Source organism: Paenibacillus sp. W2I17, from assembly GCF_030815985.1.
GTDB lineage: Bacteria > Bacillota > Bacilli > Paenibacillales > Paenibacillaceae > Paenibacillus.
On record NZ_JAUSXM010000001.1, the window covers coordinates 2,177,860 to 2,203,452 of the forward strand.

21 protein-coding genes are annotated in these 25,593 nt (G+C 46.6%); 3 read left to right on the top strand and 18 right to left on the bottom strand.

Annotation, left to right across the window (positions count from 1 at the left end; genetic code table 11):
* Positions 1–115 precede the first annotated feature (115 nt).
* The gene (rpmF, locus tag QF041_RS09525; protein WP_017689233.1) at positions 116–289 is read right to left on the bottom strand and encodes a 50S ribosomal protein L32; all 174 of its coding nucleotides are present in this window, start codon (positions 287–289) and stop codon (positions 116–118) included.
* A 67-nt stretch (positions 290–356) separates the two neighbouring features.
* A complete protein-coding gene (locus QF041_RS09530; protein WP_145319011.1) occupies positions 357–863 on the bottom strand; it encodes a YceD family protein in 507 nt (168 codons plus the stop codon).
* A 462-nt stretch (positions 864–1,325) separates the two neighbouring features.
* On the opposite strand from QF041_RS09530, the gene hmpA reads away from it, so the two are divergent.
* Positions 1,326–2,561 (top strand): NO-inducible flavohemoprotein, encoded by a 1,236-nt coding sequence (gene hmpA, locus QF041_RS09535; RefSeq protein WP_307413733.1) that lies wholly within the window; start codon positions 1,326–1,328, stop codon positions 2,559–2,561.
* 218 nt (positions 2,562–2,779) lie between these two features.
* Positions 2,780–4,012, top strand: coding sequence for a nucleotidyltransferase (locus QF041_RS09540; RefSeq protein ID WP_307413735.1), 1,233 nt, complete (start codon positions 2,780–2,782; stop codon positions 4,010–4,012).
* 281 nt (positions 4,013–4,293) lie between these two features.
* Here QF041_RS09540 and QF041_RS09545 read toward each other — a convergent pair whose 3' ends face one another.
* A complete protein-coding gene (locus tag QF041_RS09545) occupies positions 4,294–5,334 on the bottom strand; it encodes a SepM family pheromone-processing serine protease (protein WP_307413736.1) in 1,041 nt (346 codons plus the stop codon).
* Positions 5,335–5,585: 251 nt separating this feature from the next.
* Here QF041_RS09545 and QF041_RS09550 point away from each other — a divergent pair, with 251 nt between their 5' ends.
* On the top strand, positions 5,586–6,923 hold the full coding sequence (locus QF041_RS09550; RefSeq protein ID WP_307413737.1) for a nucleoside recognition domain-containing protein: 1,338 nt from the start codon (positions 5,586–5,588) through the stop codon (positions 6,921–6,923).
* Here QF041_RS09550 and coaD read toward each other — a convergent pair.
* From coaD to QF041_RS09625, 15 genes are all read right to left on the bottom strand, one after another.
* The gene (coaD, locus tag QF041_RS09555; protein ID WP_085981453.1) at positions 6,901–7,407 is read right to left on the bottom strand and encodes a pantetheine-phosphate adenylyltransferase; all 507 of its coding nucleotides are present in this window, start codon (positions 7,405–7,407) and stop codon (positions 6,901–6,903) included. The genes QF041_RS09550 and coaD overlap by 23 nt on opposite strands.
* A 1-nt stretch (position 7,408) precedes the next feature.
* The gene (gene rsmD, locus QF041_RS09560; protein WP_307413738.1) at positions 7,409–8,017 is read right to left on the bottom strand and encodes a 16S rRNA (guanine(966)-N(2))-methyltransferase RsmD; all 609 of its coding nucleotides are present in this window, start codon (positions 8,015–8,017) and stop codon (positions 7,409–7,411) included.
* A 301-nt stretch (positions 8,018–8,318) separates the two neighbouring features.
* A complete protein-coding gene (locus tag QF041_RS09565) occupies positions 8,319–8,753 on the bottom strand; it encodes a hypothetical protein (RefSeq protein WP_307413740.1) in 435 nt (144 codons plus the stop codon).
* An 83-nt stretch (positions 8,754–8,836) separates the two neighbouring features.
* The gene (locus QF041_RS09570; RefSeq protein ID WP_017689244.1) at positions 8,837–9,142 is read right to left on the bottom strand and encodes a hypothetical protein; all 306 of its coding nucleotides are present in this window, start codon (positions 9,140–9,142) and stop codon (positions 8,837–8,839) included.
* Positions 9,143–9,312: 170 nt separating this feature from the next.
* Entirely contained in the window at positions 9,313–12,360 is a 3,048-nt protein-coding gene (lacZ, locus tag QF041_RS09575) for a beta-galactosidase, LacZ type (RefSeq protein ID WP_307413741.1), read from the bottom strand.
* A gap of 157 nt (positions 12,361–12,517) precedes the next feature.
* Entirely contained in the window at positions 12,518–13,348 is an 831-nt protein-coding gene (locus QF041_RS09580; protein ID WP_307413743.1) for a carbohydrate ABC transporter permease, read from the bottom strand.
* Positions 13,341–14,231 carry a carbohydrate ABC transporter permease gene (locus QF041_RS09585; protein ID WP_036610887.1) on the bottom strand — a complete coding sequence of 297 codons (891 nt, stop codon included), beginning with the start codon at positions 14,229–14,231 and terminating at the stop codon, positions 13,341–13,343. The genes QF041_RS09580 and QF041_RS09585 overlap by 8 nt, the downstream gene beginning before the upstream one ends.
* A 141-nt stretch (positions 14,232–14,372) precedes the next feature.
* Complete coding sequence (locus QF041_RS09590) at positions 14,373–15,656, bottom strand: extracellular solute-binding protein (RefSeq protein WP_307416937.1); 1,284 nt, start codon at positions 15,654–15,656, stop codon at positions 14,373–14,375.
* A gap of 351 nt (positions 15,657–16,007) precedes the next feature.
* Positions 16,008–17,777: a cache domain-containing sensor histidine kinase gene (locus QF041_RS09595; protein ID WP_036670305.1), complete on the bottom strand. Its 1,770-nt coding sequence runs from the start codon at positions 17,775–17,777 to the stop codon at positions 16,008–16,010.
* A gap of 18 nt (positions 17,778–17,795) precedes the next feature.
* Positions 17,796–18,134 (bottom strand): helix-turn-helix transcriptional regulator, encoded by a 339-nt coding sequence (locus QF041_RS09600; RefSeq protein ID WP_307413745.1) that lies wholly within the window; start codon positions 18,132–18,134, stop codon positions 17,796–17,798.
* Entirely contained in the window at positions 18,115–19,344 is a 1,230-nt protein-coding gene (locus tag QF041_RS09605) for a response regulator (RefSeq protein ID WP_307413746.1), read from the bottom strand. Before QF041_RS09605 ends, QF041_RS09600 begins: the two co-directional genes overlap by 20 nt.
* Before the next feature lie 271 nt (positions 19,345–19,615).
* Positions 19,616–22,696, bottom strand: coding sequence for a X2-like carbohydrate binding domain-containing protein (locus QF041_RS09610; protein WP_373461324.1), 3,081 nt, complete (start codon positions 22,694–22,696; stop codon positions 19,616–19,618).
* Between the two features lie 413 nt (positions 22,697–23,109).
* Positions 23,110–23,982, bottom strand: coding sequence for an SMP-30/gluconolactonase/LRE family protein (locus tag QF041_RS09615; RefSeq protein ID WP_307413748.1), 873 nt, complete (start codon positions 23,980–23,982; stop codon positions 23,110–23,112).
* A gap of 12 nt (positions 23,983–23,994) precedes the next feature.
* Entirely contained in the window at positions 23,995–24,660 is a 666-nt protein-coding gene (locus tag QF041_RS09620; RefSeq protein ID WP_307413749.1) for an SGNH/GDSL hydrolase family protein, read from the bottom strand.
* A gap of 81 nt (positions 24,661–24,741) precedes the next feature.
* A complete protein-coding gene (locus QF041_RS09625) occupies positions 24,742–25,530 on the bottom strand; it encodes an alpha/beta hydrolase (RefSeq protein ID WP_307413750.1) in 789 nt (262 codons plus the stop codon).
* Positions 25,531–25,593: the final 63 nt, after the last annotated feature.

Genomic DNA, 25,593 nt, shown 5'->3' on the forward strand with positions numbered 1-25,593 from the left:
ACAATTCACCCTTCTGGTGCAAGGATTTCATGCTTGTTAGCTCACTCTACCTACACTCTCTAATCCAAAAAAAGTAGCACCTCATCGAAATGAAGTGCTACTTAATGTCCAACTATTATTGAGAGATGATCTCTCTTGCTTTGTACGTTCCGCACACTTTGCACACGTGGTGACTAAGTTTAAGTTCGCCACATTGTTCACATTTCACCATGCCCGGTACAGCCAATTTAAAGTGAGTGCGACGTTTGTCGCGACGCGTCTTGGACGTTCTCCGTTGAGGTACTGCCATTATTCCCACCTCCTTATCAAAATCAACCTTTGCAGGTAGTCTTAAAATGTTCGATTTTCAATCATGCTCATTTAAAAAAATCCTTGAGCCCTGCAAGCCGCGGATCAATAACCTGGTTATCACAACCGCAGTCACCTTCGTTCAGCTCATGGCCACACTTGGGGCATAACCCTTTGCATGTATCGCTACATAGCGGTATAAACGGAAGATCCAGCAGAAAAGCTTCCTCGGCATAACCCTTCAGATCAACGCTATCTCCATCCACATAGAGCGTATCATCGTCCTCGTGTAAGTCCTCTGGCTGTTTTCCCTGCTTGAATTGCTCATGAAAATCAATATGAAAATGTTCATTGATTGGCTTGAGACAACGGGAGCACAACATGTCCACTCCTACGGTCAGCTTGCCATGAACATCCACAACGTCACCTTCTCTGAATTCTGCAGATAAGTCCGCAGTCAGCGGGGTAACGGCTGTGATATCTTGTCGGTTAGAAACCAGTTCCTTGATATCCCACTGTTCGTTAAACTTCAGGGGGCCATCACTGGTAGCCACTTTGCGAAATGGCATTAACATTTCCATCACTCCAAACGAAACCAATTTCATAATTCGTATCAAACGTATCACGACAGTTATACAGGTCAAGCCTGCTTTTGTAAAGCAGTAAATCCTGACTGTATGTATTCTGACGATTTATCGTTAAAAGTATTATGAAATTGACTTAACAAACAAAAATCATTATACCGATTTTTCAAGACGTTTGTCAACACTTTTAACTTTACACCCTTTTTAAAACCAATGGCTCAGAACCGTTTACTCCATCTGGTCTATTATAGACTCACTTCAAGATAAACTACAAGTCGTCATTTTAATTGTAGTTCCTTGCAAATAGCAGTCACATTTCGTTAACGTTTAGTGTGATCTATATCACACAGACCCGCTTGTCCCCTATCTATACTTGCTATAAACCGAAGCACGATCAGCTCCATGACCGATTTATTATCCAACTATTTCATATTATATCGGGAGGGAAAATGTATGTTAAGCGAGCACACAATTAGAGTGATTAAATCTACAGTACCCGTACTTGAAGTCCACGGCGAAGCGATCACACGCCATTTCTATGAAACGATGTTCACAGCTCATCCGGAACTGCTAAATATTTTTAATCACGCAAATCAGAAACAGGGACGACAGCAAGCCGCTCTCGCCAATATGGTATACACCGCTGCCCTGCATATCGATAATCTGTCCTCCATCCTGCCTGCCGTCCGGCAAGTTGCACATAAACATCGCAGCCTGGGTATCGTTCCCGAGCAATATGTGATTGTTGGCACCTATCTGCTTCAAGCCATCAAAGATGTACTCGGAGACACGGCAACGGATGAAATTATCACGGCGTGGGGCGAAGCCTATAATGTCATTGCAGACGCCTTTATCGGGATCGAACAGGACATGTACACAGAAGCGGAAAACCAGACGGGTGGCTGGGAAGGATTTCGTACCTTCAAGGTTGCCAAGAAAGTGCAGGAAAGTGAAGTCATCACGTCCTTTTACCTCGTTCCAGACGATGGTCAGCCCATTGCCAGTTATGAACCGGGACAATACATCAGTATCAAAATCAAACCAGAGGCACAGTCATTTACCCAGATTCGTCAGTATAGCCTTTCAGATACCCCGGGTAAACCCTACTATCGCATTTCCGTTAAGCGTGAGCGAGGTGTATTAGAGCGTCCTGACGGAGTTATCTCTACGTATCTCCACGATCACATTAAAGAAGGCAGTCTGGTGGAACTATCCGCTCCTGCTGGCGACTTCGCGCTGAATGCAGACGATAAACGGCCTGTTGTTCTCCTGAGTGGTGGTGTGGGTCTAACGCCCATGATCAGCATGTTAAATACGCTGGCTAACTTGAATGAAAATCGCACCATTACATTTTTGCATGCAAGTCCCAATGGTCAATCGCACGCGTTCCGTGATCATGTGAACAGTCTAGTCGAACTTAATCAGGGCGTTAAAGCTTATTATTGTTATACACAACCTGAGGATGCTGATCGTACGAACAGTCATTTTCATAAGGAAGGTTATATGGATGCGGTCTGGCTTCGTCAAGTGATCGATGAACTGGATTCCACTTATTATCTGTGCGGACCCGTTTCGTTCATGCGGGCAGTGTATACGGAGCTTCTGGCGCTTGGTGTTGCAGCGGACAACATTCATTATGAATTTTTTGGGCCGAAAGCAAGTCTATCTCCCGCTCCGGAAAGTGTCTAAGCGTTCTGATTTATTAAGTTGAAGAGATCGTTCTCCGATTATCGAAAATCTGTAATATACAATAGATTTGCAGGCATAGTCTGACATCCGTTGATGTCGGATTTGTGCCTTTTTCTTGTCTGAATTGGTGCATGATTTGATCTAATACATGACATCCCCTATGATGGAATGGATGTTATACATACTCGGTTATCCAATCGAAAGGAGTACGTCTAATCATGAAAGCCGTAGGCGTCATTGTTGAATATAACCCCTTGCACAATGGGCATGTCTATCATTTGCAAGAAGCTCGGCGGCTAAGTGGCGCAGACGCCGTTGTTGCGGTCATGAGCGGCCCTTTTCTCCAGCGTGGCGAACCCGCCATCGTGGGTAAAAGGGCGCGCACTGAGATGGCGCTGCACGCAGGCGCCGATCTCGTGCTTGAACTGCCGGTTGCGTACGCGGTCCAACCGGCAGAGTGGTTTGCCTTCGGTGCGGTATCGCTGCTGCACCGCACCGGCATTGTGGACTCGCTCTGCTTTGGCAGCGAGTCCGGCGACCTGGACAGCCTGCAGCGCATTGCGCGCGTGCTGGCTGTGGAGCCCGCAGGGATGCGCGAGGACATCGTGCGCCGCCTGCGGGAAGGCGCCAGCTACCCCGCCGCGTACGCAGGCGCGGCGGCGGCGCTGGCGCCTGGCGGCGTCGATGCTCACGACGCCGCTGCACTGCTGGAGCAGCCCAACAATTCGCTTGGGCTGCACTACCTGATCGCGCTGCAACGACTTGGCAGCGCGATCCAGCCCTTTACGGCGGCGCGTACCGGTGCCGCGTATCATGAGACGACGCCCGGGCCGGGGGCGATCGCCAGTGCAACAGCTGTCCGCCGCCTGCTGATGGCGGACGGACCCGATGCCGCCGCGCCATACGTGCCGGCGGCAACCCTTGCCATTCTGCATCGCGAATGGCAGGAAGGGCGCGCTCCCATACACTGGGAGCGCTTTGCACAGCCTCTGTTGCACCTCGCGGCCACCCGACGTGCCTCCGAGCTGGAACGCATCGCCGAAGTCACGGAAGGCCTGGAACACCGGCTGAGCCGTGTACTCGCTCAGCTCCCGGAGCCTTCAGTCGAAGCACTCCTGAATGCACTAAAGACCAAACGATACACACGCACCAAACTCCAGCGTATGCTCGCCCACCTGCTCCTGAATCACACCAAAGCCGAGTGTTCACCAGAGCAATTGGCTGGCGGACCCGGATATCTCCGAGTCCTCGGATTTAATGCTCAAGGGCAGAGCCTGCTTAAACAAATGAAGAAGACCGCGTCACTGCCTGTTGTGCTGAAACCGTCGACGTTCACACACAATCAGTTGGAACTGGATATACAAGCTCAGGTTGCGTATGGGCTCGCTTGCGAGCATAGGGACACACGCAAGATGTTCAGTGACTACTATGAGTCGCCTGTGAGACTGTAATCCGCTTTTGACCATAAGGCTTCATCTCTATGGAGCTTTTTATTCCATCATCAAACAGATCATTGATATCCACTGTTCCACACTCAACTAAACAAATAAAAATCCCCTTATTGCGCGCCATTCAGGCACATCGCAACAAGGGGATTTCCTTATTAACTTCTGTTGATCTTCTCAAATCTCTTGATCACACTTCATTCCGGTGCAATAAATTATTCCGATTTCATCCGTTCTTTATCCATCCGGTTCAACGTTGGCTCGATCTCTTCCCCCCCGATTATAACCTATGATTTCACGGACAAGGTTTTCAAATAAGCCAGCGCATCATCCACCGTGCTCACAGGCACAAGTTTCATTTTGGTGCCAATCTGTTCAGCCTTGGCTGCTGCTTCCTTATAGTTATCCTTCGGCACAAAGAATATCTCCGCTTCTTTCCGATCAGCGGCTACAATCTTGTGCACTACACCACCAATGGCACCCACCACACCGTCCTTGGTAATGGTACCTGTACCCGCAATTCGATGCCCCTTGGTCAGATCTCCAGGTGTTAACTGGTTATAGATCTCCAACGTAAACATCAAGCCGGCAGACGGACCACCAACCTGAGTATCTGTAAAGGATATCTGTTTGTTTGGATCTTCAGCTTTCACCTTCTGAACCGCACCGATCATTACTCCGAGTCCCGGGCGGGTTTCACCCGTTTTACTGTCTTTTACCTGAATCAGTTTCACGTCCCGGCTAATGGTCTCTCCACCACGTTCCAGTTGCATTTCAACCGTATCTCCGACCTTTTTATCTTTTAACTGGGCAGAAAGCACCGTATTATCCGGCGTAGCTGTTCCGTTCACTCCCAGAATGATATCTCCCGGAGCAATGTCTCCTTCCGGTTTTGGATCTTCAGACAGTCCAAATACAAAGATATGTTCAGGTACAATAGAGTAAGTCACATCAGCCTGCTCATATGCAGCCTCCATTGCGGAGGATTGTGAGTCACTCATGAACCACACCTGTTCGGCAGAGTATTCCGCTTCGCTTTTGCCGCGCAGTCGGTCTTCCTTTTTATCCACTTGAGCATTTTTATTGAACAGAGAGGTTCCTAGCAAAAACACATTGGCATATGTTGCCGACACGGTCGTCATCATAAACACACCGCGTTCTTCCTGGTCTCCACCCTTAACGGTTACCATTGGTTTTACTTCATCTGCACTGCCAGGCATATATATGATATACGGCGTTGGCATGTACACGGCAACATAAACGACCAGAGCCACCACGATCACAAAGATCGAAGCTCTGAATCCGCCAGATTTCCGAATCCGATTCATCGCATGAGCCTCCGTTCTTTGTATCTCTATATAAGCTGAACTCTACACTAATCAGCGATCGTAATTCCATCTTGTTTTATCATTTTTTTCAAGTCTAACACTCTGGTCCTTGTGCATACAATGGTACAGGCCGGATAGGCCGCTGTATACAATAGCCTGTCCGGTCAAGGCCGAACCGCCCTTCGGGCGTCATTCGGCCGTCCATAACGATTCAGATGCCGAATCGGCGTTATCTGATATGAGGTGAAACGATGACATTACAGAGCGAGGTTAGAGATTCTGGCCCGTTACGAACGATAATCCTAAGTACCGGCGCTTTAATGTTGGTCATTGCAGTAGTTGCTTCCCCCAAAGAAGCGTTTGACGCCTCTATTCAAGGTCTGGATATATGGTGGAAAATCATCTTCCCTGCCATGCTCCCGTTCCTCATGTTATCCCAAATGCTCACTGCGTTTGGCTTCACCCACGCGGTCGGCGCCTTGCTCGGACCGTTGATGCAACGATGGTTCAGACTCCCAGGCAACGCAGGTCTGGCGATTGCCGTTGGCATGTGCGGCGGATTCCCCGCAGGAGCAGATGCGGTGTCCCGTTTATTTCAGGATAGACAAATTACCGCCAAGCAGGCGGTTGTCCTTGCGGCGGCATCTCATTTTGCCAATCCAATGATGATCATACTAGTCGTTGGCGCTGCTTTTCTTCACCAGCCAGCGGCCGGATATTTTCTACTCGTGGTCCACTGGATCAGCGGCTGGATTGCTGCCGTTCTTGCCACACGTCTCCTGCCAGCACCAGGTAACCAGACAAACAGGGTTGGCTCCACAGCCGCGCAAACAGATAACAACTCTCTTGATTCTCAGCCTGCAAGTCACGCAAGTTCCACAAGTCGCTCATCTGCACCCCACCACTCTACGTTCAAACGACGCGGTGTATGGTCCGATATGATGATTGCAGCGAGGGAAGCTCAACGTCGTGATGGAAGGGGATTTGGCAAACTGTTAGGTGACACCGTGTCTCAAGCTGTGCAGACCTTGATGATGACTGGAGGATACATGATCGGTTTTGCCGTGTTTATCCGGTTGGTCTCCCTTTATCTGACGCCCGGTTCCTCTGCTGCGCTGTGGCCAGCCTTCTTTGAGCTTCATCTGGGCACTTATCATTTGAGCCAAACTTCACTTACACCCATGCTGCTCATGTCTCTACTTGCAGCCGTTCTGGGATGGGGTGGTTTATGTTCCCATCTGCAAGTTTCTGCTGTCCTGAAAACAACTAGTCCGGGCACCAAATCGATGTTGTACTTTGCTGGAGTTCGCCTGACTCATGGATTAATCGCCTTTTTCATCAGTCTGTTCCTATGGATGCCGTTCAGTCGTTATAGCACAGAAGTCTGGACCACATTACAGACGAATGCAGAGGAGGAACTCACGACACCATTCGGTTGGCTATTCATACATAGTCCAGGTAACACATACACGATCAACACCATTTGGAGCGTCTTCCCTGTCGCATGCATGGGTCTTGCATTACTTCTTATAGTCATGGTTAGTCTATCCGGTCTTACCTTCTGGTTTAACCGCCGGTTTTCTCGCTGATTTTCTGACGGAGCGCAGCTTCCACTTCAGGTGAGACAAGATCTGTAACATCTCCATGATAATGAGCGATTTCTTTGACGATGCTGGAACTTAAATAGGAATACTTGGGATTTGTCATCATAAATATCGTTTCCGCATCCGGGTTCAACTTGCTATTGGTCGATGCCAATTGCAACTCGTATTCAAAATCAGTTACCGAGCGTATACCACGAACGATGACCTGAGCTTCCTTTTGCCGGACGTAATTGGCTGTCAGATCGCGGAAACTGTCAACCTCCACATTTGGCAGATGGCGGGTTACTTCCGTAATCAGTTCTTTGCGTTCCTCCACCGTAAACAGCGGATTTTTGCTCATATTGTTCAACACAGCCACAATGACGCGATCAAATTGCTTTGACGCTCTGGCGATAATATCCAGATGCCCCATCGTTACGGGATCAAAACTTCCAGGATATACGGCGATCCGTTCCTGTCGGTGTATCATTTCAGTCATGAGGAGTCTCCCCTTCCGGTGTAATGGATTCTCCATCTTCAACTGCTTCTGGCGCATAATAATAGATGGATACTGCTGTCTCCCCATACAAAGCCTTGCGCGTTTGTTCAAACGGGCCGAATTGCTCAGGGTAATCATGTTTGGATTCATATTCAAGCACGATGGTTGCTTCGGGTTCCAGAAGTTCCAGTTCGTGCATGGTTAACATCAACTCGTGCCCGTTCTTCATGCGATATGGCGGGTCCAGAAACACCAGATCAAACGTTGTGCCTCGTTTGGCGAGTGCCTTCAATGCCCGACCTGCATCATTACGATATACGGCCGCCTGGTCTTCAAGCTTGGTCGCCTTCAGATTCATGCGGATAACTTCAATACTTTTCGATTCCAAATCAACAAAAACAGCCTTGTCCATGCCGCGGCTCAGCGCCTCAATACCGAGACCTCCACTGCCTGCAAACAGATCCAATGCTGTGCCGCCCTCAAAATAAGGACCAACCATGCTAAATAACGCTTCCTTCACCTTGTCGGTGGTCGGCCGCGTACCCGTGCCAGGAACAGCCTTTAGCGGCCTGCCTTTTGCACTCCCAGATACCACTCTCACTTGACGAGTCACCTTTTCTCTATGTAAGTTTATTGATACGACTATCGTACCACACTCGGGTTCGGTTTGAAAAATGTGCGGTCTTCATTTCCCTTGGAAAATTGTTGACGAATTGTTAACGCATATGTATAAAAAGGAAACAATCGGGCGATTCTATAATTATCGACATCACAAGTGTCGTAGACAACCGCGGAGAAGACTTACGTTTCCCCATAAGCTCTTCGTCCGGTTTCTCCTCTCCCATGAAAAAGAAGCTCTCGAAAGAGGGCTTCTTTTTGTTGTATATGTTTTAATTATTTTATTAGTTATACTTTTCTTCAAATTCACTTATGTCGGCTTGCTCGTCGGTCTGCAACCATCCAATCTCCCTCAGCCACATGCCCATATCTTCGATAAACTCATTTGTGTTTAGATGTTCAATCTTGTATTTCTGGATCTTTTCACTCAAAAAAGCATAAAACTCATGGCTTAACGCATACCGTTGTTTGCTTTTGCTTAATGTCTTATACCGATCCTCGCTGACCACCAGATCAAAATAGATGACATTCTCCTTCTTCACATGCCTGACCGTGGACCTTCTCTCATATTCTTCAGGAAGACACCTGAAAACAAAGAAGAGTTCAATATCAACTACTTGATATTTGCTTTCTGCTTTATCAAATACAGGCTGCAACTCATCCGTTAGATTGGCAACCTGCGTTAAACCTGAAATGTCCGATGTTTTGCCCAGGATCATCACTAAACTCCTCCTTGTTTATCTTCACTAGGGTGTCATTCCAAATTCCAAACCAGCGCTTCGTCAAGACTGGCAAATTACGCTTACTTCTCTTCAACAACAATCGTTGCATTATAGATCACAACACGTTTCCCATTGAGATCAAATAATACTTTATTCCCGTATTCCGTATCTTCCACGTCAATTTTGCCATCATAGGTCTGAATCAATTCACCATTGTTGCTGTACACTTTAACAACCCTCTCCAGGCCACCCGAGTTATTGGACCTCATCGTTTTGAGTGCACGTTCACCTGAAGCGGTATTGAAATACCATATGAAACATCCAACAATGATACCTAAGAAGACTAACACCGTCACCCATATACCTGTCTTTGCTTTTTTACTCATCTTGAACCCCCCTCTTATGTTTCCTGTCTCGTACATTACGAGGTTAGAGAGAGAACGGTTTCATACAATGCTCTCAAGCTGTTCGTTGACATAACAAAACAGAGGCCTCCGATGAGCGAAGACCTCTGTTCTTTATAGAATACATTCTTTATTCTGTACGATTCTTTTACTTACAGTGCACGAATGACAAATTCAAATGTCAGTTCGCCGTCCGAAGGGATCAAGTATTCCGGATGAACTGGAGCACCCCAGCTGTCGTCACCGCCAACACCCATTTGTTTACCCGCTACAGTCACGACCGTATAGTGCACAGGAGGTAATTCGTACGCATGCTGTGCGTTCTCCAGCTCAAATGCTGTATATGGTGAGACATTCAGCTCGACTGGAGTTCCAGAAGCTTCAATTTTAAAGCCACGTCCCGCGTTGTCAGTCAATTTCGCCCAACGCACCCCAGTGCGGTTACCTGATTCCTGTGGTACCAGATATGGAGCTACAGTATCAGCTACCTTGCTGCCGTGGATACCGAGACGTGCGCCAAATGCGCGGTCTGCATAGTTTTCTTCTGGTCCCATCGCGAGCCATTCCACGTTTTCGAAGTCAGGTGATGTTCTGAAGGACAATGCATGGATTGGCAGGTTCGGCAATCCGGCTGTACCTTTGTACGTATTATGCACACGTACGCTTCCATCTGCATGAACGGTATATACCACTTTCACTTGTACATCCTCCGAAATGTTGAGTTTGTAAGTGAACTCAATCCGGTATTGATCCGGTTTCTGTTCCGCTTTCCACTCTACAGAACGTGGCATCAGGCTCGCTGCATACCAGGCGCCCAGTTCGAAGCCCATCGCCATACCTTTGTCATTATCCGTCATTGCACGCCAGAAGAGCGGTGCAGGTGGTACAGCAATCGTCTCACGACCGGACAATTTCAGGGAAACCAGTGTCCCGAACTGTTTGGAGAACAGCGCATGTGTCTTGCCAGCACGAACACCGATGTTAACGTCACCTTCAATAACCTGTACATCACTTACAAGGTTCAGGTCCGTCTCGGCTGCATCATTTACCTGATCCTGTGTGAAAATAAACTGTCCAAATGCCACTTCTTCGCCTTTGTCAGCCCACAGTGTAGCTTCTTTTAACACAAATGCAGTGTTCACAGCGTACTCGCCGCCCACCAGAGCTTCTGCACCAAGCGGAAGTTTCACTACCGTCTCGCTTTGTGCATCCACGTTCACTTCCAATGTTCCACGCAGCACTTCATGTCCCTCGCGCTCCAGGCTGTATACCAGTTCCAGCGCAGATGTATCTGCGAACAGATTACCGTTCACGATTTTGACACCTTCACGATCCGGGAACAGCTTGATGTTCTGGTAAAGGAATTTAACCTCCTGCATTTTCGCAGTTACTTTACGGTCAGCATGGACGATACCATTACCACAGAACGAATAGTCTGATGGACGATCACCAAAATCTCCGCCATAAGCGAGGAACTCTTTGCCGTAACGATCTTTTTTATAAATGGATTGGTCGATGTAATCCCAGATGAATCCACCTTGATACATCGGATATTTGTCTTCCAACTCCGTATATTTGTGCATACCGCCAATGGAGTTACCCATGGCATGCATGTACTCACAGCTGATATACGGCTTGGTCGGGTTTGCATTCAGGAATTCCTCAATGTCTGCCGGTTTGGCATACATGCGAGACTCCATATCACTGGTCTCATCGAAACGGCGATCATGGAATACACCTTCGTAATGTACCAGACGTGTTGGATCAGCTGATTTGAAGTATTGGGATACTTTGTAGATGACTTCACCACCGTGTGATTCATTACCACAAGACCAGATCAGAATGGACGGATGGTTTTTGTCACGCTCCACCATGGATACAGCGCGATCCATAACGATATCATGCCATTCCGGTTTGTCACCTGGAATAACCCATGAAGGCTCAACGGCGCCAAGCTTCTGCCAAGATCCGTGTGTCTCCAGGTTCATCTCGTCAATAACATAAAGTCCGTATTCATCACACAACTCATACCAAAGACTTTGGTTTGGATAGTGTGACGTACGTACGGCATTCATGTTGTTCTGTTTGATCGTACGAACATCCCACAGCATGTCTTCCTTCGTAACCGCACGTCCACGACGCGGGTTGAACTCATGGCGATTCACACCTTTGAATACAATACGTTTACCGTTGATGTGCATCACTTTATCAATCATTTCAAATGTACGGAAACCAACGGCTTGAGGAACTACCTCAACCAGTGTACCCGCAGCATCATATACACGAATATAGAGACGGTACAAGTATGGAATCTCTGCGCTCCACAGGTTTACTGTGCCGATATCTTCACGAAGACTTACTTGTCCATCGTTAACTTTGGACTCAAACGTTTTAACAGTATTGCCTTCACGATCACGAAGTTCAGCCTCAACTCGCGCTCCAGCAACCGCTTTTCCTTCCAGTTTCAAATCTAGTTGCAATGTACCGTTGGTATAGGACTTGTCCAGATCTGTGCGAACATGAACATCACGTACGTGTGCAGCTGGGACGGTATACAGATATACATCTCTGAAAATGCCGGAGAAACGCCAGAAATCCTGATCTTCCAGCCAGCTGCCTGTGCTGCGTTGATACACCTCAACTGCGAGTTTGTTCTCTCCATCCTGAAGGAATGGCGTCAGGTCAAAATCAGATGGCGTGAAGCTGTCTTCCCCGTATCCTACGAATTGTCCGTTAAGCCATACATAAAATGCAGACTCTACACCTTGGAAAGAAATATATACCGAATTCGACTCCCAACCTGTCGGCAGGTGGAATGTGCGAATGTAACTTCCAACCGGATTTTTATCCTGTGGTAATGCTGGCGGACGAATTTCGTTCAGGCCATCCCAAGGATATTGTGTATTTACATATTGAATCTGTCCGTATCCTTGAAGTTGGATATGCCCCGGAACTTCAATATCATCCCAGCCTTCACTGGAAAAATCGGATGTATAGAAAAACTCAGAACGGCTGTCTGGACGAATTGCATAGTTAAATTTCCACGTACCATTCAGATCATAACGCATGGACATCGCGCCTGAACCTACTGCCTCTTCCATTGTTTGGTAATAACGGTGATCGGAATAAGCATGCAGACGGTTCACCTCAAATACACTTACGTCCCCCAACCAGTTGATATCTGCCTTTGTTGCTTTCATCGGCTCTCTCTCCCTTTAAAACGTTATAGTTTGACTTATTCAAGGTTTACTCTGGATTTCCTTTTGCTTTACATAAACAAAAAAGACAGAGGTACGCCATAACAGCGCCCTCTCTTCTTTCCTGCACCCGTCATTTGCACGGATTATGCTGTTTCCATTACTTCACGGAACCTACCATACCTGCAACAAAATGTTTCTGCATGATGAAGAAAACGATTGCTGTAGGCAGTGTTGCAATAACGATTGCGGTCATGATTACTCCGTAATCCGGAGAATAACCAGCACCCAGATTTGAGATCAACAGTGGAATCGTTTGTTGGTCAGGTGTTTGCAATACAATGAGTGGCCACAGATAGTTGTTCCAGCTACTCATGAATGTAATGATTGCTGCCGCTGCATATGTTGTTTTCATGGTTGGCATATAGATCTTCAAGAAGATGCCGAGTTCACTCAAACCATCAATACGTCCAGCTTCCAGCAAATCTTTCGGAAACATTTTGGTGTTCTGACGGAAGAAAAAGATCAGGAACGCTGTTGCGATGGTTGGCAAGATAACTGCTGACATCGTGTTAATACCGATAACCGGTGCAACTCCCGAGATTGTTGCAAACATACGATACAGTGGTACCATAATCGCTGCAAACGGGATCATCATGGATAACAACAGGATATTAAACACAATGTCACGAGACTTCGTGCGATATACCTCGAAGCCATAACCTGCCATGGAACCAATAAACAGTGCCAAGAGAGTGGAGACCACAGAGATAATCGCCGAGTTTCCGAGAGCCTGTACCAGATTTGTCGAATCAATCAGTTTGTTGAAGTTATCAATAAAAGCTGAACCGGGCAGCAGTCTACCCTTGGTTACATCGACAGATGCATTTGTTGAACTGACCAGCATCCAGAAGAAAGGGAAAATGGATACAAAGGCGACGATGGATAGGAACACATACGTGAAAATCCGTTTTGCTTTAGCTTTAGCCATTTTTATTATCACCTGCCACTTTAAACTGGATGATGGACAATACAATAATCAAGATTACGATGGAATATGACACTGTTGCTGCATAACCGAAGTCCGGTGAATATTTGAACGAAAGGTTGTAGATGTATTGTGAAATCGACATGGTCGCATTACCTGGACCACCTTTGGTAATATTCATGATCTCATCGAAGATTTGCAATGTACCAATCGTTGATGTGATGGACGTGAAGAGGATAATCGGTTTAAGCAAAGGTACAGTGATTTTGAAGAATTGTGTAAAAGCATTCGCTCCGTCAATTCTTGCAGCTTCATAGATCGATTGATCGATGTTTTGCAGGGATGACAGATAGAAAATCATGTTATATCCGGTCCAACGCCAAGTAACGGCGATTATGATCGTAATTTTAGCCCAGAACGGGTCTGTGATCCATTGAATTGGATCGCCAATAATGTGCAAGCCCATCAAGAATTGATTCACCATTCCATCTGGTGCGAACAAATATTTGAATACAACAGAGTACGCTACCAATGAAGTTACACAAGGCAAGAAAATCGCAGTACGGAAGAAGCTCCGGAAGCGTAGTGTGCTGTCATTCAGCAATACGGAAATAAACAAACCAAGAATAATCATTACAGGCACTTGAATAATCAAGTAGATAAATGTATTCGATAATGCTGTACGGAACGTTGTATCAACTAACAATCTTTTGTAGTTAGAAAGGCCCGAAAATTCAAGATTGGCTCCTACACCAGATTTGAACGATAAGAGCAGCGCTTGGATCATCGGGTAGAAGTAAAATGCAACAATCCCGACAACAGCCAGCAAAACAAAAGCCCATCCAGTCAAATTATTTTTCTTTTGGAGACTGTCTCCTGTATTCATGGCTTTCACAGTATGGCTCCTCTCTCTCCATGGAACATGGGTAGAACCCACGGAGCCTCTCGCCATATCCGGTTCGACTTGCGCCGGACATGGGAGACGGCTCCGATGTTTCCTAGGGTTCTATAAGTTACCTTGGGTATCTTAGTTTAATTGTGCTTCAGCTTGTTTTTGTGCATCAGCCAGAACGTCATCGATTGATTTACCGTTCAGGAATGCTTGCATTTCTACAACCAGAATATCTTCAATGGCATATGTGTTGATACCATAGTTTACGCTTGGAATTTCTTTCGTCCAATTCGCAAAGTCTGTGAAGATTTTTTGTCCGCCGAAGTACTCGTCTGCTTTGGCATACGCGTCACCATCAACTGCTGGTTTGTACGTACCAATTGCGCCGATGTTGTTCAACAGATCTTGATACAATTGTTTGTCAGAACCAAATGTTTTTGCTACAAAATCAGCTGCTTGATCTGCACCAGGAACGTTGTTCATAACATACCAAGAGCTACCACCCAAGTTGGATGCGTGAACAGAGTTTGGTTGACCAGCCATTTTCGGTATTGGAGCTACAGCCCATTTACCGGATTGGGAAGCTTCTTGACGTACAGATGGTGAGAACCAGTTACCTGTAGGAATTGTTGCTACGCTACCGTTATTGGCGTTGGCAACGAATTGACTCCAGTCAGAGTGCAATTTAACAATGTTGGCATCCATCATTGCTTTGTAAGTAATAAACGCTTCTTTCAGAGCAGCATTATTAGCAATGTCAGGTGTTTTACCATCTTCTGCGGAATACCATTTACCTGCAGTTTGGATCATCATACGAATCAAACCAAGGTCATTCGGGTCAAGAGAAAGAAGCTCTTTACCTGTTTTAGCTTTTACGTCTTTACCAATTTGGATGTAGTCATCCCAAGTGATGTCTTGCAGGTCAGCTGCTTTGTAGCCAGCTTGCTCCAGCAGATCTGTTCTGTAGTACAAACCAGCAACGCCGGAGTCAAATGGTACTCCGTATTGTTTGCCATCAAACGCTGTTGGTCCGAGTTTGTAATCTGCAAAATCGGAAGCCGTGATACTGGAAGACAGATCTTTGAACGCATCAGGATATGCATTCAGGAAGCTTTGTGAACGATAGTCTTCAATCAGAACTACGTTTGGAAGACCGCTGGCAGTTCCGGAGTTAAGACCTGTGTTCAGTTTCTGAATGATATCAGCTTGAGCGTATTCAATGATGTTAATTTTCACATCAGGATTTGCTTTTTGATATGCTTCTTTTGCTGTTTCCATTGCAGCTACGTTAAAAGCTTTGTCCCAAGCCCAGACCGTAATTTCGTTTGTTTTTTCGTCACCACCACTAGCGGAATTACCTCCGCCACCGGATGAACATGCGGACAACAGCAGTACTGTAACGAGCATCAATACCCACATTTTTTTCAAAACATTCAACTCCCCTTCAACCTCTTTGTGTGTAATTTGTTTGCGTTTTCTGAAAGCGGTTGCTTTCGATATATTCATCTTATCATTCCCATATCTCCATTCGTTAGTAATAATTTTGTACGGATTTGTCATCTTATTGCCACAATGAAAACCTTTACAGAAACCGCTTGCATTAAATTTGGTTTTTTGTAATTTCTTTTGATTTTGTAATTTCTTGATCTTGAAATAGTACAAAAATGATTTCACCCGCTTTACCTCTGACACGTGAAAATCCCCCGCCTCTGTATAAAACAGAAGCGAGGGATCTCGATTTTAGTGTATTTAATCGAATCGGGGTTCGATTCAACTCGTGATTAAAGGCAGTGTAACGGTGACTCTCGTTCCTTCCCCAACCGTACTCATAATGGTGACACCATAAGGTGAACCATATAATAATTCAATACGGTCATGTACGTTGCGAATACCGATACCGCTGAATAGTTGACGATTGTTCTTTGGATTGGGTAACGTTTCTCCCATAACGAGCCCTTCAATTCCATCACCATTGTCCATGATCTCACAGATGAGCGATTCCCCCGCTCTGGAAACCATGACATGAATCGTGCCCGTCTCTTTTTTGATAAATCCATGGAAAAATGCGTTCTCGATAAACGGCTGTATAACCAGCTTCGGTACATGGTAATGTGTACAATCGGGAGCGACGTAGAATGCTGCTTTAATCCGGCCACCATATCTGACGTGATTAATGAAGACATAATTTTTCAAATTCTCGACTTCTTGTTCCACGGTAACAGTCTGACTCACATCACTGATCGTATTTTGCAACAATCCAATTAACGCGTTAATCGTCTCCGCAGCCCTGTCTTTGTTGCCTTGTTGCACCAGAACTTTGACAGATGCAAGTGTATTGTACAAGAAGTGAGGATTAATCTGACTCTGTAATGCCGCAAGCTCTGCGTTACGTTGTTCATGCTGTGTCTGTACTAACTGATCCACATAATCATGCAGTTCATCAAGCATGTAATTGTAAGCATGACCAAGCTGCCTGCTCTCGTAGCTTCCGCTCACCGGAATATAGTTGTCCAGATCACTTTTTGTAATGTTGGACATCTGCTTCACAAGTCTGCGCAGTGACTTGGTAATCTGGCTGGTGATGAGAAACACAAGGATGAGTGCCCCCACAACGATAGCTGCACAGATCAGGGCAACCGTCTTCATGTCGATAAGTTGACCCATCGCCAGATCCTTATCCACTACATTGACAATATAAAACCGATAGAACGGTAAATACTCGGATAGCACAACGCTATCCTGATCCATCACACGAGCATTAATACTTCTCGGAGAGTTGTTGTTCATATCCCGGGCATACGATAGCAAATCCAGCTGAGTTGTTCCGATCCAGTCTTCACGATTCGATGATACAATCTCACCTTTTTCATTCATAATGACCACATCATTGCCACGACTTGTAAAGCTACTGTAAAATTGCCGGAATATGTCTTCTCTCATCGTGACATAGAGCGTACCGTATATTCGGCTGCGTGTTCGGTCCGTCAACGCTTTCGTCGCAGAGATCATCTGCTGACTCCCGAGCGTTGCCTCGTTTTGGTAAACATCAAAGATAAGACGACTCGGCGTCTCAGCGGCTTCCATCGTAATTGGCTCCTGCTTCAATTCATCCACGGACAACTGAAGGTGAGCACGATTCGTGGAATAGCTTCGTCCATTAATCCCGATAATTGTTATCCCTACTTCGTAGGATTCTGTGATGGATTGAATTCGATCCATCGTTTCCCTCATATTATAGAAGGATTTGGCCATCGTGAGGGAATCGGCATCTCCTTCGGACAGGAATCCTCGGATCGATCCACTCTGCGTCACATTATTCGATACGGCAGCAATGGCCTCATTAAAGGATTCAAAATTTGTTTTGATCTGATTAAGCACCTTGGAGTTTGTGATACTGAACGTCTCAGTAAACAGATTGGTTGACATGTGAATGGTCGTCCATAAGATGAGTACAGAAACGAGGACAATACTGACCACCATAACCAGAAACAACTTGGGAAACAATCCAAGACGAGATAATTGGTTCATCCATTTCTTCATAATCTTATCCTTCTGACTTTATGCCCAGAATTTGCGCCGGTATCGGCTTGGTGATAATCCGGTGAATTTTTTGAACACTTTGCAAAAGTAACTATGATCGGAATAGCCTACCATACTGCTAATCTCAGAGATCGTTACATCATCGGATCGGAGCAATTCCTCGGCCTTTTCAATCCGAATTTTATTTAAGTATTCATTAAATCCTTCTTTTTTGTGAGATGAGAAATAACTGGATAAATACGATGGATTAAAATGAAAGTGCTTGGCTACTTCAGCAAGCCCGAGCGGCTGATCAAAGTGCTCATGCATGTAATCCAGCAGCATCTTCATGTTGGGATCACTTCGTTTTCCACCCACACCCAACGGTGCACTCCTGAACTTCCGTCATGAATTGGTCAAGCACAGTCATGACTTCGTCCAGACTTGAAGCCCCGTCCACATTTTTAAAATACGTATATTTGCTCTCTTCCAGCCCGGCAGACTGGACATCCATATCCGCGAGGGTAATGGTCACGTTAAAGATCAAGTTACCGAGAAATGATTTGATCTCAAACACATCGGCAATATAATCCCGTCCAAGAGTTTTTGCATGATCCTGTAAATACTCCCTTGCCGCTTCGACCCGGTTACGCTTCACATGCTGCAAAAACATATTCACATTAAACTGGTAACCTGCGGGATGCATTGGAGGCAGTTCACCATACACCAGGATTGGTCGATCCTTATAATAGAAGCGATATTCAATCAGCTTAATCAGGCGTTCCCGGTAAACAACACCCATCTGTTCAAATGAAGTAAAGCTTTCACTAAGCACCCAACCAGGACTGTCTTCTCCTGCTGCATTTTCACTGGCCAACTGTCTGATCCGTTCAAGCATCCATTCATCTCTCGCAGGATCGACATTAAGAAGCATCACAGGTAATGTACCCTCTGCGGGAACCATTGCACATTCTACTTCAGGCAGATCACTGCGGAGCTTGGATTCTATCTGTTCCTGATCCATCTTCAGTGGATTCCCTCCAGCACCCACGGGTTTATACACCAGCAGACGAAAGGATTCATACGGAAAGGTATCTCGAATGATCGGCATTTCGCTATCTTCATCCAGTGTAAATCCGGACAGCATCTTCTCCATCAGTTGCCCAAGTCTCCAGCCATCGTGCGACGGCTCGAACTGTAGCTCGGGAATTTTACCCGCTGTGCGTTGAAGGACTTGCAATAATTCATTTGTATCCAGCTTGGGTTTCAGTATATAATCGGCTGCCCCGTGCTGAAGCGTTGAACGTACATACTCGAATTCACTGAAGCTGCTAAGTACAATTACTTCAATCTGCGGATTACTGGCTTTTAGTGTACGGACAAACGTTTCGCCATCCATGACAGGCATGACAATGTCGGTGATCACAATATCCGGTTTTAACAGGTTCACCTGCTGTAATCCTTCTTCACCGTTGGAAGCTTCACCCACAATGATAAATCCTTCCGCTTCCCAGTTCATATGGTGCTTTATGCCCTGTCTTACCAGAAACTCATCGTCAACAATCAGCACCTTGCACAACCGGTTCATGATCGCGACCCCCTTGTCTAATCTTTCCTCTATATCTGTACAGGCTATACCAACTATTATATATCGGTTATAAACACTTTCCAGTGTTAGCGGTTACATTAATTTTAAATTGATTGTACATCTTTTTATATCTTAAAACGATCCTTTAAGCAATGGTAACTATCTATAGTTTACACTATATTTCGACAAAATAAGAAGCCCCGACTCGCCATTTGATCATCTGGCGAATCAGAACCCCTATTTCAATCCTTTATTTCGTTAAATCACTCACTTATGGTTCAATTCCCCATTGGAGACTTCCCGCGATATAACCGGTGACTTTGGACCAGTCCGTATAGGAAGTCTGACTACCTGCAAAAGAATAATCATCCGTTTGCGTATAGTTGGTCCAATTGTTCTTGGAGATGCGCGTATGGATTTCCGTGCTTTGTCCCGCATTCAGTGTTCCAGCCGAAGCTGTAAATCCAATCTCAAGCACGTGATCAGCACCTGTCCGTACCGGATTGAGTGCACTGAACGTGCCTGTCACATTCACACTGCCAGCAGTCGCCCAGTCAGCGAAAAAGTTCTGAGGCTGTTCACCGTTTATCGTGTAATAATATCTGATTTTCACATCAGACAGATTCAAGGCTGTAGTACCCGTATTTGTCAGTTTGAATTTGGGACTAATCGAGCTGCCCGTCGCTGAAGTGTTGCTGTTAAACATCTCAATGCGTATGGTTCCAACAGGTGCAGCTGTCGTGTCTTTAATGAGCAGATTCAAGGTCGCAGGAGCGCCTGCGCTGAATTGAAAGGTTAGCGTCGCTGCGCCATTTGGCAGTGAAGCCAGGTAGTTTTTACTCAATACGACCTCATTGCCTGTCAACGTGTAATCTGTACCTGAAACCAGCGTTGCATTCCCGTTGCGAATGGATGCAAGTGTATTGCCGTTAAGTGTTAACGTGACTGGAATATTAACCTGATTGCCTGCTTTGCGATCAAATTCGGCTGTAACCGGTGTAATCGCAGAGTTGGTCACTGGTGTACCCCCGCCGTCTCCTCCGCCATTGTTACCTCCAACACGGTCAGCATACAAAATTCCGCGGCCATTTGTTCCGAGATATACTCTTCCATACAAACGCGGATCACCCGTAATTGTAGTTACACGAGCATACTGATGCTGATCATCGTTGATACGAACCCAATTGGCACCACCGTCATCGGAGCGGAAGAATCCACGTGTTCCATCGATCTGTGCAACCGTGTATAACGCAACAACGCTCTGCCCAGGTGCCGCTTTACCAAATCCGATACTGTCTGCTTCCTCTACATTGGCAAGCTTTGTGAATGTCGCTCCTGAATCCGTAGAATGCCATAATCCGTAAGGACCTTCTTCCTCACTGCCACCAGCAAACCAGAGTTCACCTTCAACACCTGGAACGGCATCCAGATCGGCATTTCCTTCCATCGGAAGTCCGGTCGCAGACGATGCTGTGAAGGTAGCACCACCATCCACACTCACATAGATTTTACCCGCTGCAAATCCATAAAATTTGTTTGGATTGACACGATCCGAAATCACTTTTGCCTGTGCAGGTATCCCCGTACTTGCCGTCCATGAATTGCCACCAGTCGAATAATGTACGCCTTTATCTGACGTGCTCCATACGAGTCGGTTACCATTCGCAGAGATGGCTACGGTCCCCCCTCCGGTTGTGCCGGCAGGTTCTGCATTGGCCTTATACCACGTAGTACCTCCGTCACTGGACAAACCAATGGATTTTGCATTTGGATCAGCAGCATAATCTGCTTTACCTACGCGAACCATCGTATTTGGACTTAACTCTGCAAAATCCAGACTTTCTGTGGAAGGATAGTTCGGGCTCGTAAATATGGTAGCTGGAGCCTGGTCCAGATTGTTATGACGGAATCCGGAGACATCTCCCACTCCGCTTATCAAATGTGCACCACTTGGCGGGCTGATCAGATCCAGTACGGCAATCTCCTCAACCCCCTTCGCCATCACTGAAATATTGATTTTTTCATCATCATCCCAGTCTGTCAGATTCTTCGTTCCATAGATCGTAGCACCTGTTCCATACATCATACGATCCGAATCAAACGGATCAATCTCCAGATCACCGATCATCCAGCCCAGTTTTGGGGTTGTTTCGGGTGGGGCAGGATTGGTGCCAAATGTGAGCCATGGCGCTGCCGAAATATCCTGTGTATAACGTAACTTCCGGTTCGGATATCCTTCAAATTCCCATATGCGTGTCCATGTCGCTCCGCCATCTGTACTGCGGAACAAGGTGGCATCCGGCCACCAGGAATTTAATGTCGCAACCATCAATGTACCGGGATTCTGTGCATCAACAGCCAATCCGCCATATCCAAAATAATTATCCGTGCTGCTGCTTGGAACAGGGCTGATGTTGGTCCAAACACCTGTCGACGTGTTCAGTTTCCACACGTCACCTTTTTCCCCATCATAGGGTCCAACACCATCGCTGTACGTAATATAGAGGCTTCCGTCTGAATCAAACACACCATGATGCGGGATATAACCTGTAGGTTGACCAGCAACAGCTGACCAAGTCAGGCCGCCATTTGTGCTGCGATATACGCTTTGATCTTTATCCGCAACACCCACATAGATTGTCTGGGTTGCTTGCCCTGCCGAACCTGTTGTTTTGTCAAATGTAATCCATGCCAGACCTACGATGTCACTGGTATATTCATTCGAAGGGTCTTGCACATAATTTCCCGGATTCGGGAAGCTTGTGACTTCGTTCCAGGTCACACCGTAATCGGTACTTTTCCATAACCCATGACCACTTCGTGCACCGAAATACAGGATACTGTTATCATTTGGGTCCACGGTCAGGCGTTCTCCCATTGAACGTCCCGGCATGTTGCCGCCCACTTTGAATGGAAGTGTTGTGGTTTGCCATGTATCTCCCCGGTCCGTAGAGCGCAAGATGGAGCCATTATTTTGGTCCCACGAATTCGTATACGTCCCAACTGCCATATACACCCGATCGGGATCAACCGGGTCCGTAGCCAGTGCGTCCACACCATTCTTGTTCCAGTCATCCCAGCCGACAAAATCCGTTAAGGGTATCCATCTCTCGTCAGCCGCATTCCAGCGATAGGCTCCCCCGATATCCGTACGGGCATAGATCAGATCCTTTTCCGACTCGTTGAAAATAATGCCTGGTACAAACCCGCCTCCTGCACCAGTCACCACATTTTTCCACTCATAGGCTTCACTTGGTGCCGCCGCTGTTGTTCCAGCAAGTCCTCCCAGCGAAGCGGTTACTACGGCAACCGTCAGGCTCATCATTCGCAATTTCCCCATAAACGTTCTCATATCAACTTATCCTCCTCTTCTACTTCGTTACTGCATTTCGGTCTATCCCCGCTGTCTCATCGTGCTGATGATGGCGTGCCAGACGAATCAATGCATCCCTTGATACAAGAAGCCTCACCCCCTTCCAGTCACATTGTTAAGCGCTTACATAATTGTTCTTGATTCGCGGTTATCTGGATAATACTTTCAATAAATAACATTCGCTGGCAATCTTCAAACCCCTCTGTCGAAATTCCGATTTTTGTAAAATATTTTCAGTGTTTAAACTTGTTTATACAACAAAAAAAGATGCTGTTAGAACAGCACCTTTCGACATTTTATATAAGAGTAAAAAATGAACTCGTTTCTTACCTGGCAAACCAGGCAGAGGTTCACTAAGATTCACTACATAAATGGCACCTGTTTATTTCTGGCTACCATAAGCGTGAGTCTCCTGCCCTTTTAACCCCCGGTCTGATGACAAAAAGTGAGCCCGCATCCGGTGTCTCTTTCAGACGTTCTTCCTTAATCCCTATACGTGCTGTTGTAATGTATAACTCTTCGAGATCCGGTCCACCAAAACAGCAGGATGTTACCTGATCTGCCGGCACCTCAATCTGTTGCAACAGTTCTGATGTATGCGGGTTCCAGCGAGTGACTCTTCCTCCGCCCCAGTGCGCAACCCACAGCATGCCCTCACCATCAACCGTCATCCCATCCGGAAAACCGAATTCCTCCGGTATGTGAATGACACTTGTCCGATTTTGTATCGTACCTGCCGTCAGATCAAAATCAAACCGGTCAATAGAACGTGTCGGGGTATCAATGTAATACATGGTCTGCCGATCCGGACTCCAGCCCAGGCCGTTGGATGTAGACACACCTTGTACCATTGTGCGAACGGGTTGCCCTTGCTCCAAACAATACAACGATCCGGCTTTGCTTTCATTATTCATGCTCATCGTGCCTGCCCAGAAGCGGCCCTTCGCATCACATTTTCCATCATTAAAACGATTGGTATCCTTATCTTGTTCGGGGTTCTCAATGGCATGCAGCTCACCCGTATGCAAGTGATACGTATGGAATCCACTGCGTAAAGCAACCAAAACTTCGTCACCACGATAGGGAACAACAGCCCCGACATGTTCACCGACATCATAAGCCTGATCCTGCCCTGTAGCCGGATCATACACATGCACCTTAAAACTTTCAATATCTACCCACAATAATCGATTGTTCTCCGCATCCCAGCTTGGACCTTCCCCCAATAATGCCGGGGTTTGTACTGCTACAGTTACGTCGCTCATGCCATCACGTCCTTATTTAGATTTGACGCCGCCTGACCATTCGAATCCGATGGCATCCAAGAATGCTTTGGACAGTACCATATGGCCCGTTGCATCCGGATGTACCCGGTCATAAGTCAACACAGACGTATAGAAATGATCCCAAAATGGAGCAAATGCAGCCTGTGTATCCACATACACCGCATCATACTCACTCGCTACCCTGCGTACCGCTTCTCCGTAGATATCCATCGTTGCCCGCATCGGGTCTTCCGGATTAGCCTCAAGATAATAAGGCGTCATTAGTACCAGACCTTTCAGGTTGGGACGAACCGAAGCCACCAGTTCACGCAATGTGGATTCGTATTCTTCAAGAAACACATGTGAGTCTGTTGACAATGGGTTGTCGAACTGACGCCATACATCATTAATGCCAATCATGATCGTCAGCCAGTCCGGTTTAAGGTCAAGCACATCACGATCCCAGCGCTGTTTCAGATCACGAATCGTATTTCCACCATTACCCACATTCTGGACACGCAACATCAATTCCGGATAGATGGACCGCAAGAGGGCATAGACTTGTGCTACGTAACCATGGCCCAGACCTGAACTGCCTTCACCTACAGGATGTTCCCGACCACAATCTGTAATCGAATCCCCGATAAACAGAAGCTTGTCATTTTTCTGCAATTTCATCGTCGTTTTCTCCTTCGCTCCAAGGCGTTAATATAGGAATAATTGATTAGTCAGGACCGTTAACTTGTTATCATTCAGTGATTACCAGCCTTGATTCTTGAGCCATGTGAGACACAGATCCGACCATACCCGAATCGCATGGTTGTCCTCAGCTAATCCAAGTCCATGTGAACCTTTCTCAAAAACGTGCAAATCATAGGGAATCCCATGCTCGCCCAATGCAAGTGCGTAACGCAAGCTATTCTCTACAGGCACTGCCTGGTCACCGCTGGTGTGCCAGATGAACGCTTCAGGAGCATCCGCTCTCACCTGCTGCTCCGCGCTGAAAGCCTTGATCTGCTCGGCAGACGCGTCAGACCCAAGCAAATTCTCACGGGAACCGGCATGTCCATAGGACTCCATCGTAATTACCGGATAACAGAGAATAACTCGGTCCGGGCGTGAACTTTGGCGTTCAATGAGGTCCTCATGATCCGGTTGTCCCTCGTCATACAGCGTTCCCAGTGTTGCTGTGAGATGTCCGCCTGCTGAGAAACCAAGCACTGCAATCTTGGCAGGGTTGATGCCATACTGCTCAGCATGAGCACGAACATAACGTATGGCACGCTGACCATCTGTTATAGGTGCAGGATGCTGGTGAGGCGCCACCCGATATTTCAGGACAAATGCACTTATACCTGCACGGTTCAACAATTCTGCTATTGGAGCACCTTCATGATCAGCCAAAAATCCATAGCCGCCCCCTGGACATACAATGACAGCGCTCTCGGAACCGGGCTGAATAAATGGAATCAAATGTGGCATCTCGTCTTCATGGCCATGGGCTGCATAAGGTGCAGCATGATCCCATAAGGGTATAGTTGTTGTCATCTTCAATCATCCTCTCCAAGTAGAACGGATACATGGGTCCGTTTAAACGTTTTCGAATCTCAG

What these genes read in the sequence shown, in the direction of transcription:
- QF041_RS09550 (WP_307413737.1), top strand. Translation starts at nt 5,586, where the DNA reads ATGACATTACAGAGCGAGGTTAGAGATTCTGGCCCGTTACGAACGATA.
- QF041_RS09605 (WP_307413746.1), bottom strand. Translation starts at nt 19,344, where the DNA reads ATGAACCGGTTGTGCAAGGTGCTGATTGTTGACGATGAGTTTCTGGTA.
- coaD (WP_085981453.1), bottom strand. Translation starts at nt 7,407, where the DNA reads ATGATACACCGACAGGAACGGATCGCCGTATATCCTGGAAGTTTTGAT.
- rpmF (WP_017689233.1), bottom strand. Translation starts at nt 289, where the DNA reads ATGGCAGTACCTCAACGGAGAACGTCCAAGACGCGTCGCGACAAACGT.
- QF041_RS09540 (WP_307413735.1), top strand. Translation starts at nt 2,780, where the DNA reads ATGAAAGCCGTAGGCGTCATTGTTGAATATAACCCCTTGCACAATGGG.
- QF041_RS09615 (WP_307413748.1), bottom strand. Translation starts at nt 23,982, where the DNA reads ATGAGCGACGTAACTGTAGCAGTACAAACCCCGGCATTATTGGGGGAA.
- hmpA (WP_307413733.1), top strand. Translation starts at nt 1,326, where the DNA reads ATGTTAAGCGAGCACACAATTAGAGTGATTAAATCTACAGTACCCGTA.
- QF041_RS09585 (WP_036610887.1), bottom strand. Translation starts at nt 14,231, where the DNA reads ATGAATACAGGAGACAGTCTCCAAAAGAAAAATAATTTGACTGGATGG.
- QF041_RS09530 (WP_145319011.1), bottom strand. Translation starts at nt 863, where the DNA reads ATGTTAATGCCATTTCGCAAAGTGGCTACCAGTGATGGCCCCCTGAAG.
- lacZ (WP_307413741.1), bottom strand. Translation starts at nt 12,360, where the DNA reads ATGAAAGCAACAAAGGCAGATATCAACTGGTTGGGGGACGTAAGTGTA.
- QF041_RS09545 (WP_307413736.1), bottom strand. Translation starts at nt 5,334, where the DNA reads ATGAATCGGATTCGGAAATCTGGCGGATTCAGAGCTTCGATCTTTGTG.
- QF041_RS09595 (WP_036670305.1), bottom strand. Translation starts at nt 17,777, where the DNA reads ATGAAGAAATGGATGAACCAATTATCTCGTCTTGGATTGTTTCCCAAG.
- QF041_RS09620 (WP_307413749.1), bottom strand. Translation starts at nt 24,660, where the DNA reads ATGAAATTGCAGAAAAATGACAAGCTTCTGTTTATCGGGGATTCGATT.
- QF041_RS09580 (WP_307413743.1), bottom strand. Translation starts at nt 13,348, where the DNA reads ATGGCTAAAGCTAAAGCAAAACGGATTTTCACGTATGTGTTCCTATCC.
- QF041_RS09570 (WP_017689244.1), bottom strand. Translation starts at nt 9,142, where the DNA reads ATGAGTAAAAAAGCAAAGACAGGTATATGGGTGACGGTGTTAGTCTTC.
- QF041_RS09625 (WP_307413750.1), bottom strand. Translation starts at nt 25,530, where the DNA reads ATGACAACAACTATACCCTTATGGGATCATGCTGCACCTTATGCAGCC.
- QF041_RS09610 (WP_373461324.1), bottom strand. Translation starts at nt 22,696, where the DNA reads ATGAGAACGTTTATGGGGAAATTGCGAATGATGAGCCTGACGGTTGCC.
- QF041_RS09590 (WP_307416937.1), bottom strand. Translation starts at nt 15,656, where the DNA reads ATGTGGGTATTGATGCTCGTTACAGTACTGCTGTTGTCCGCATGTTCA.
- QF041_RS09565 (WP_307413740.1), bottom strand. Translation starts at nt 8,753, where the DNA reads ATGATCCTGGGCAAAACATCGGACATTTCAGGTTTAACGCAGGTTGCC.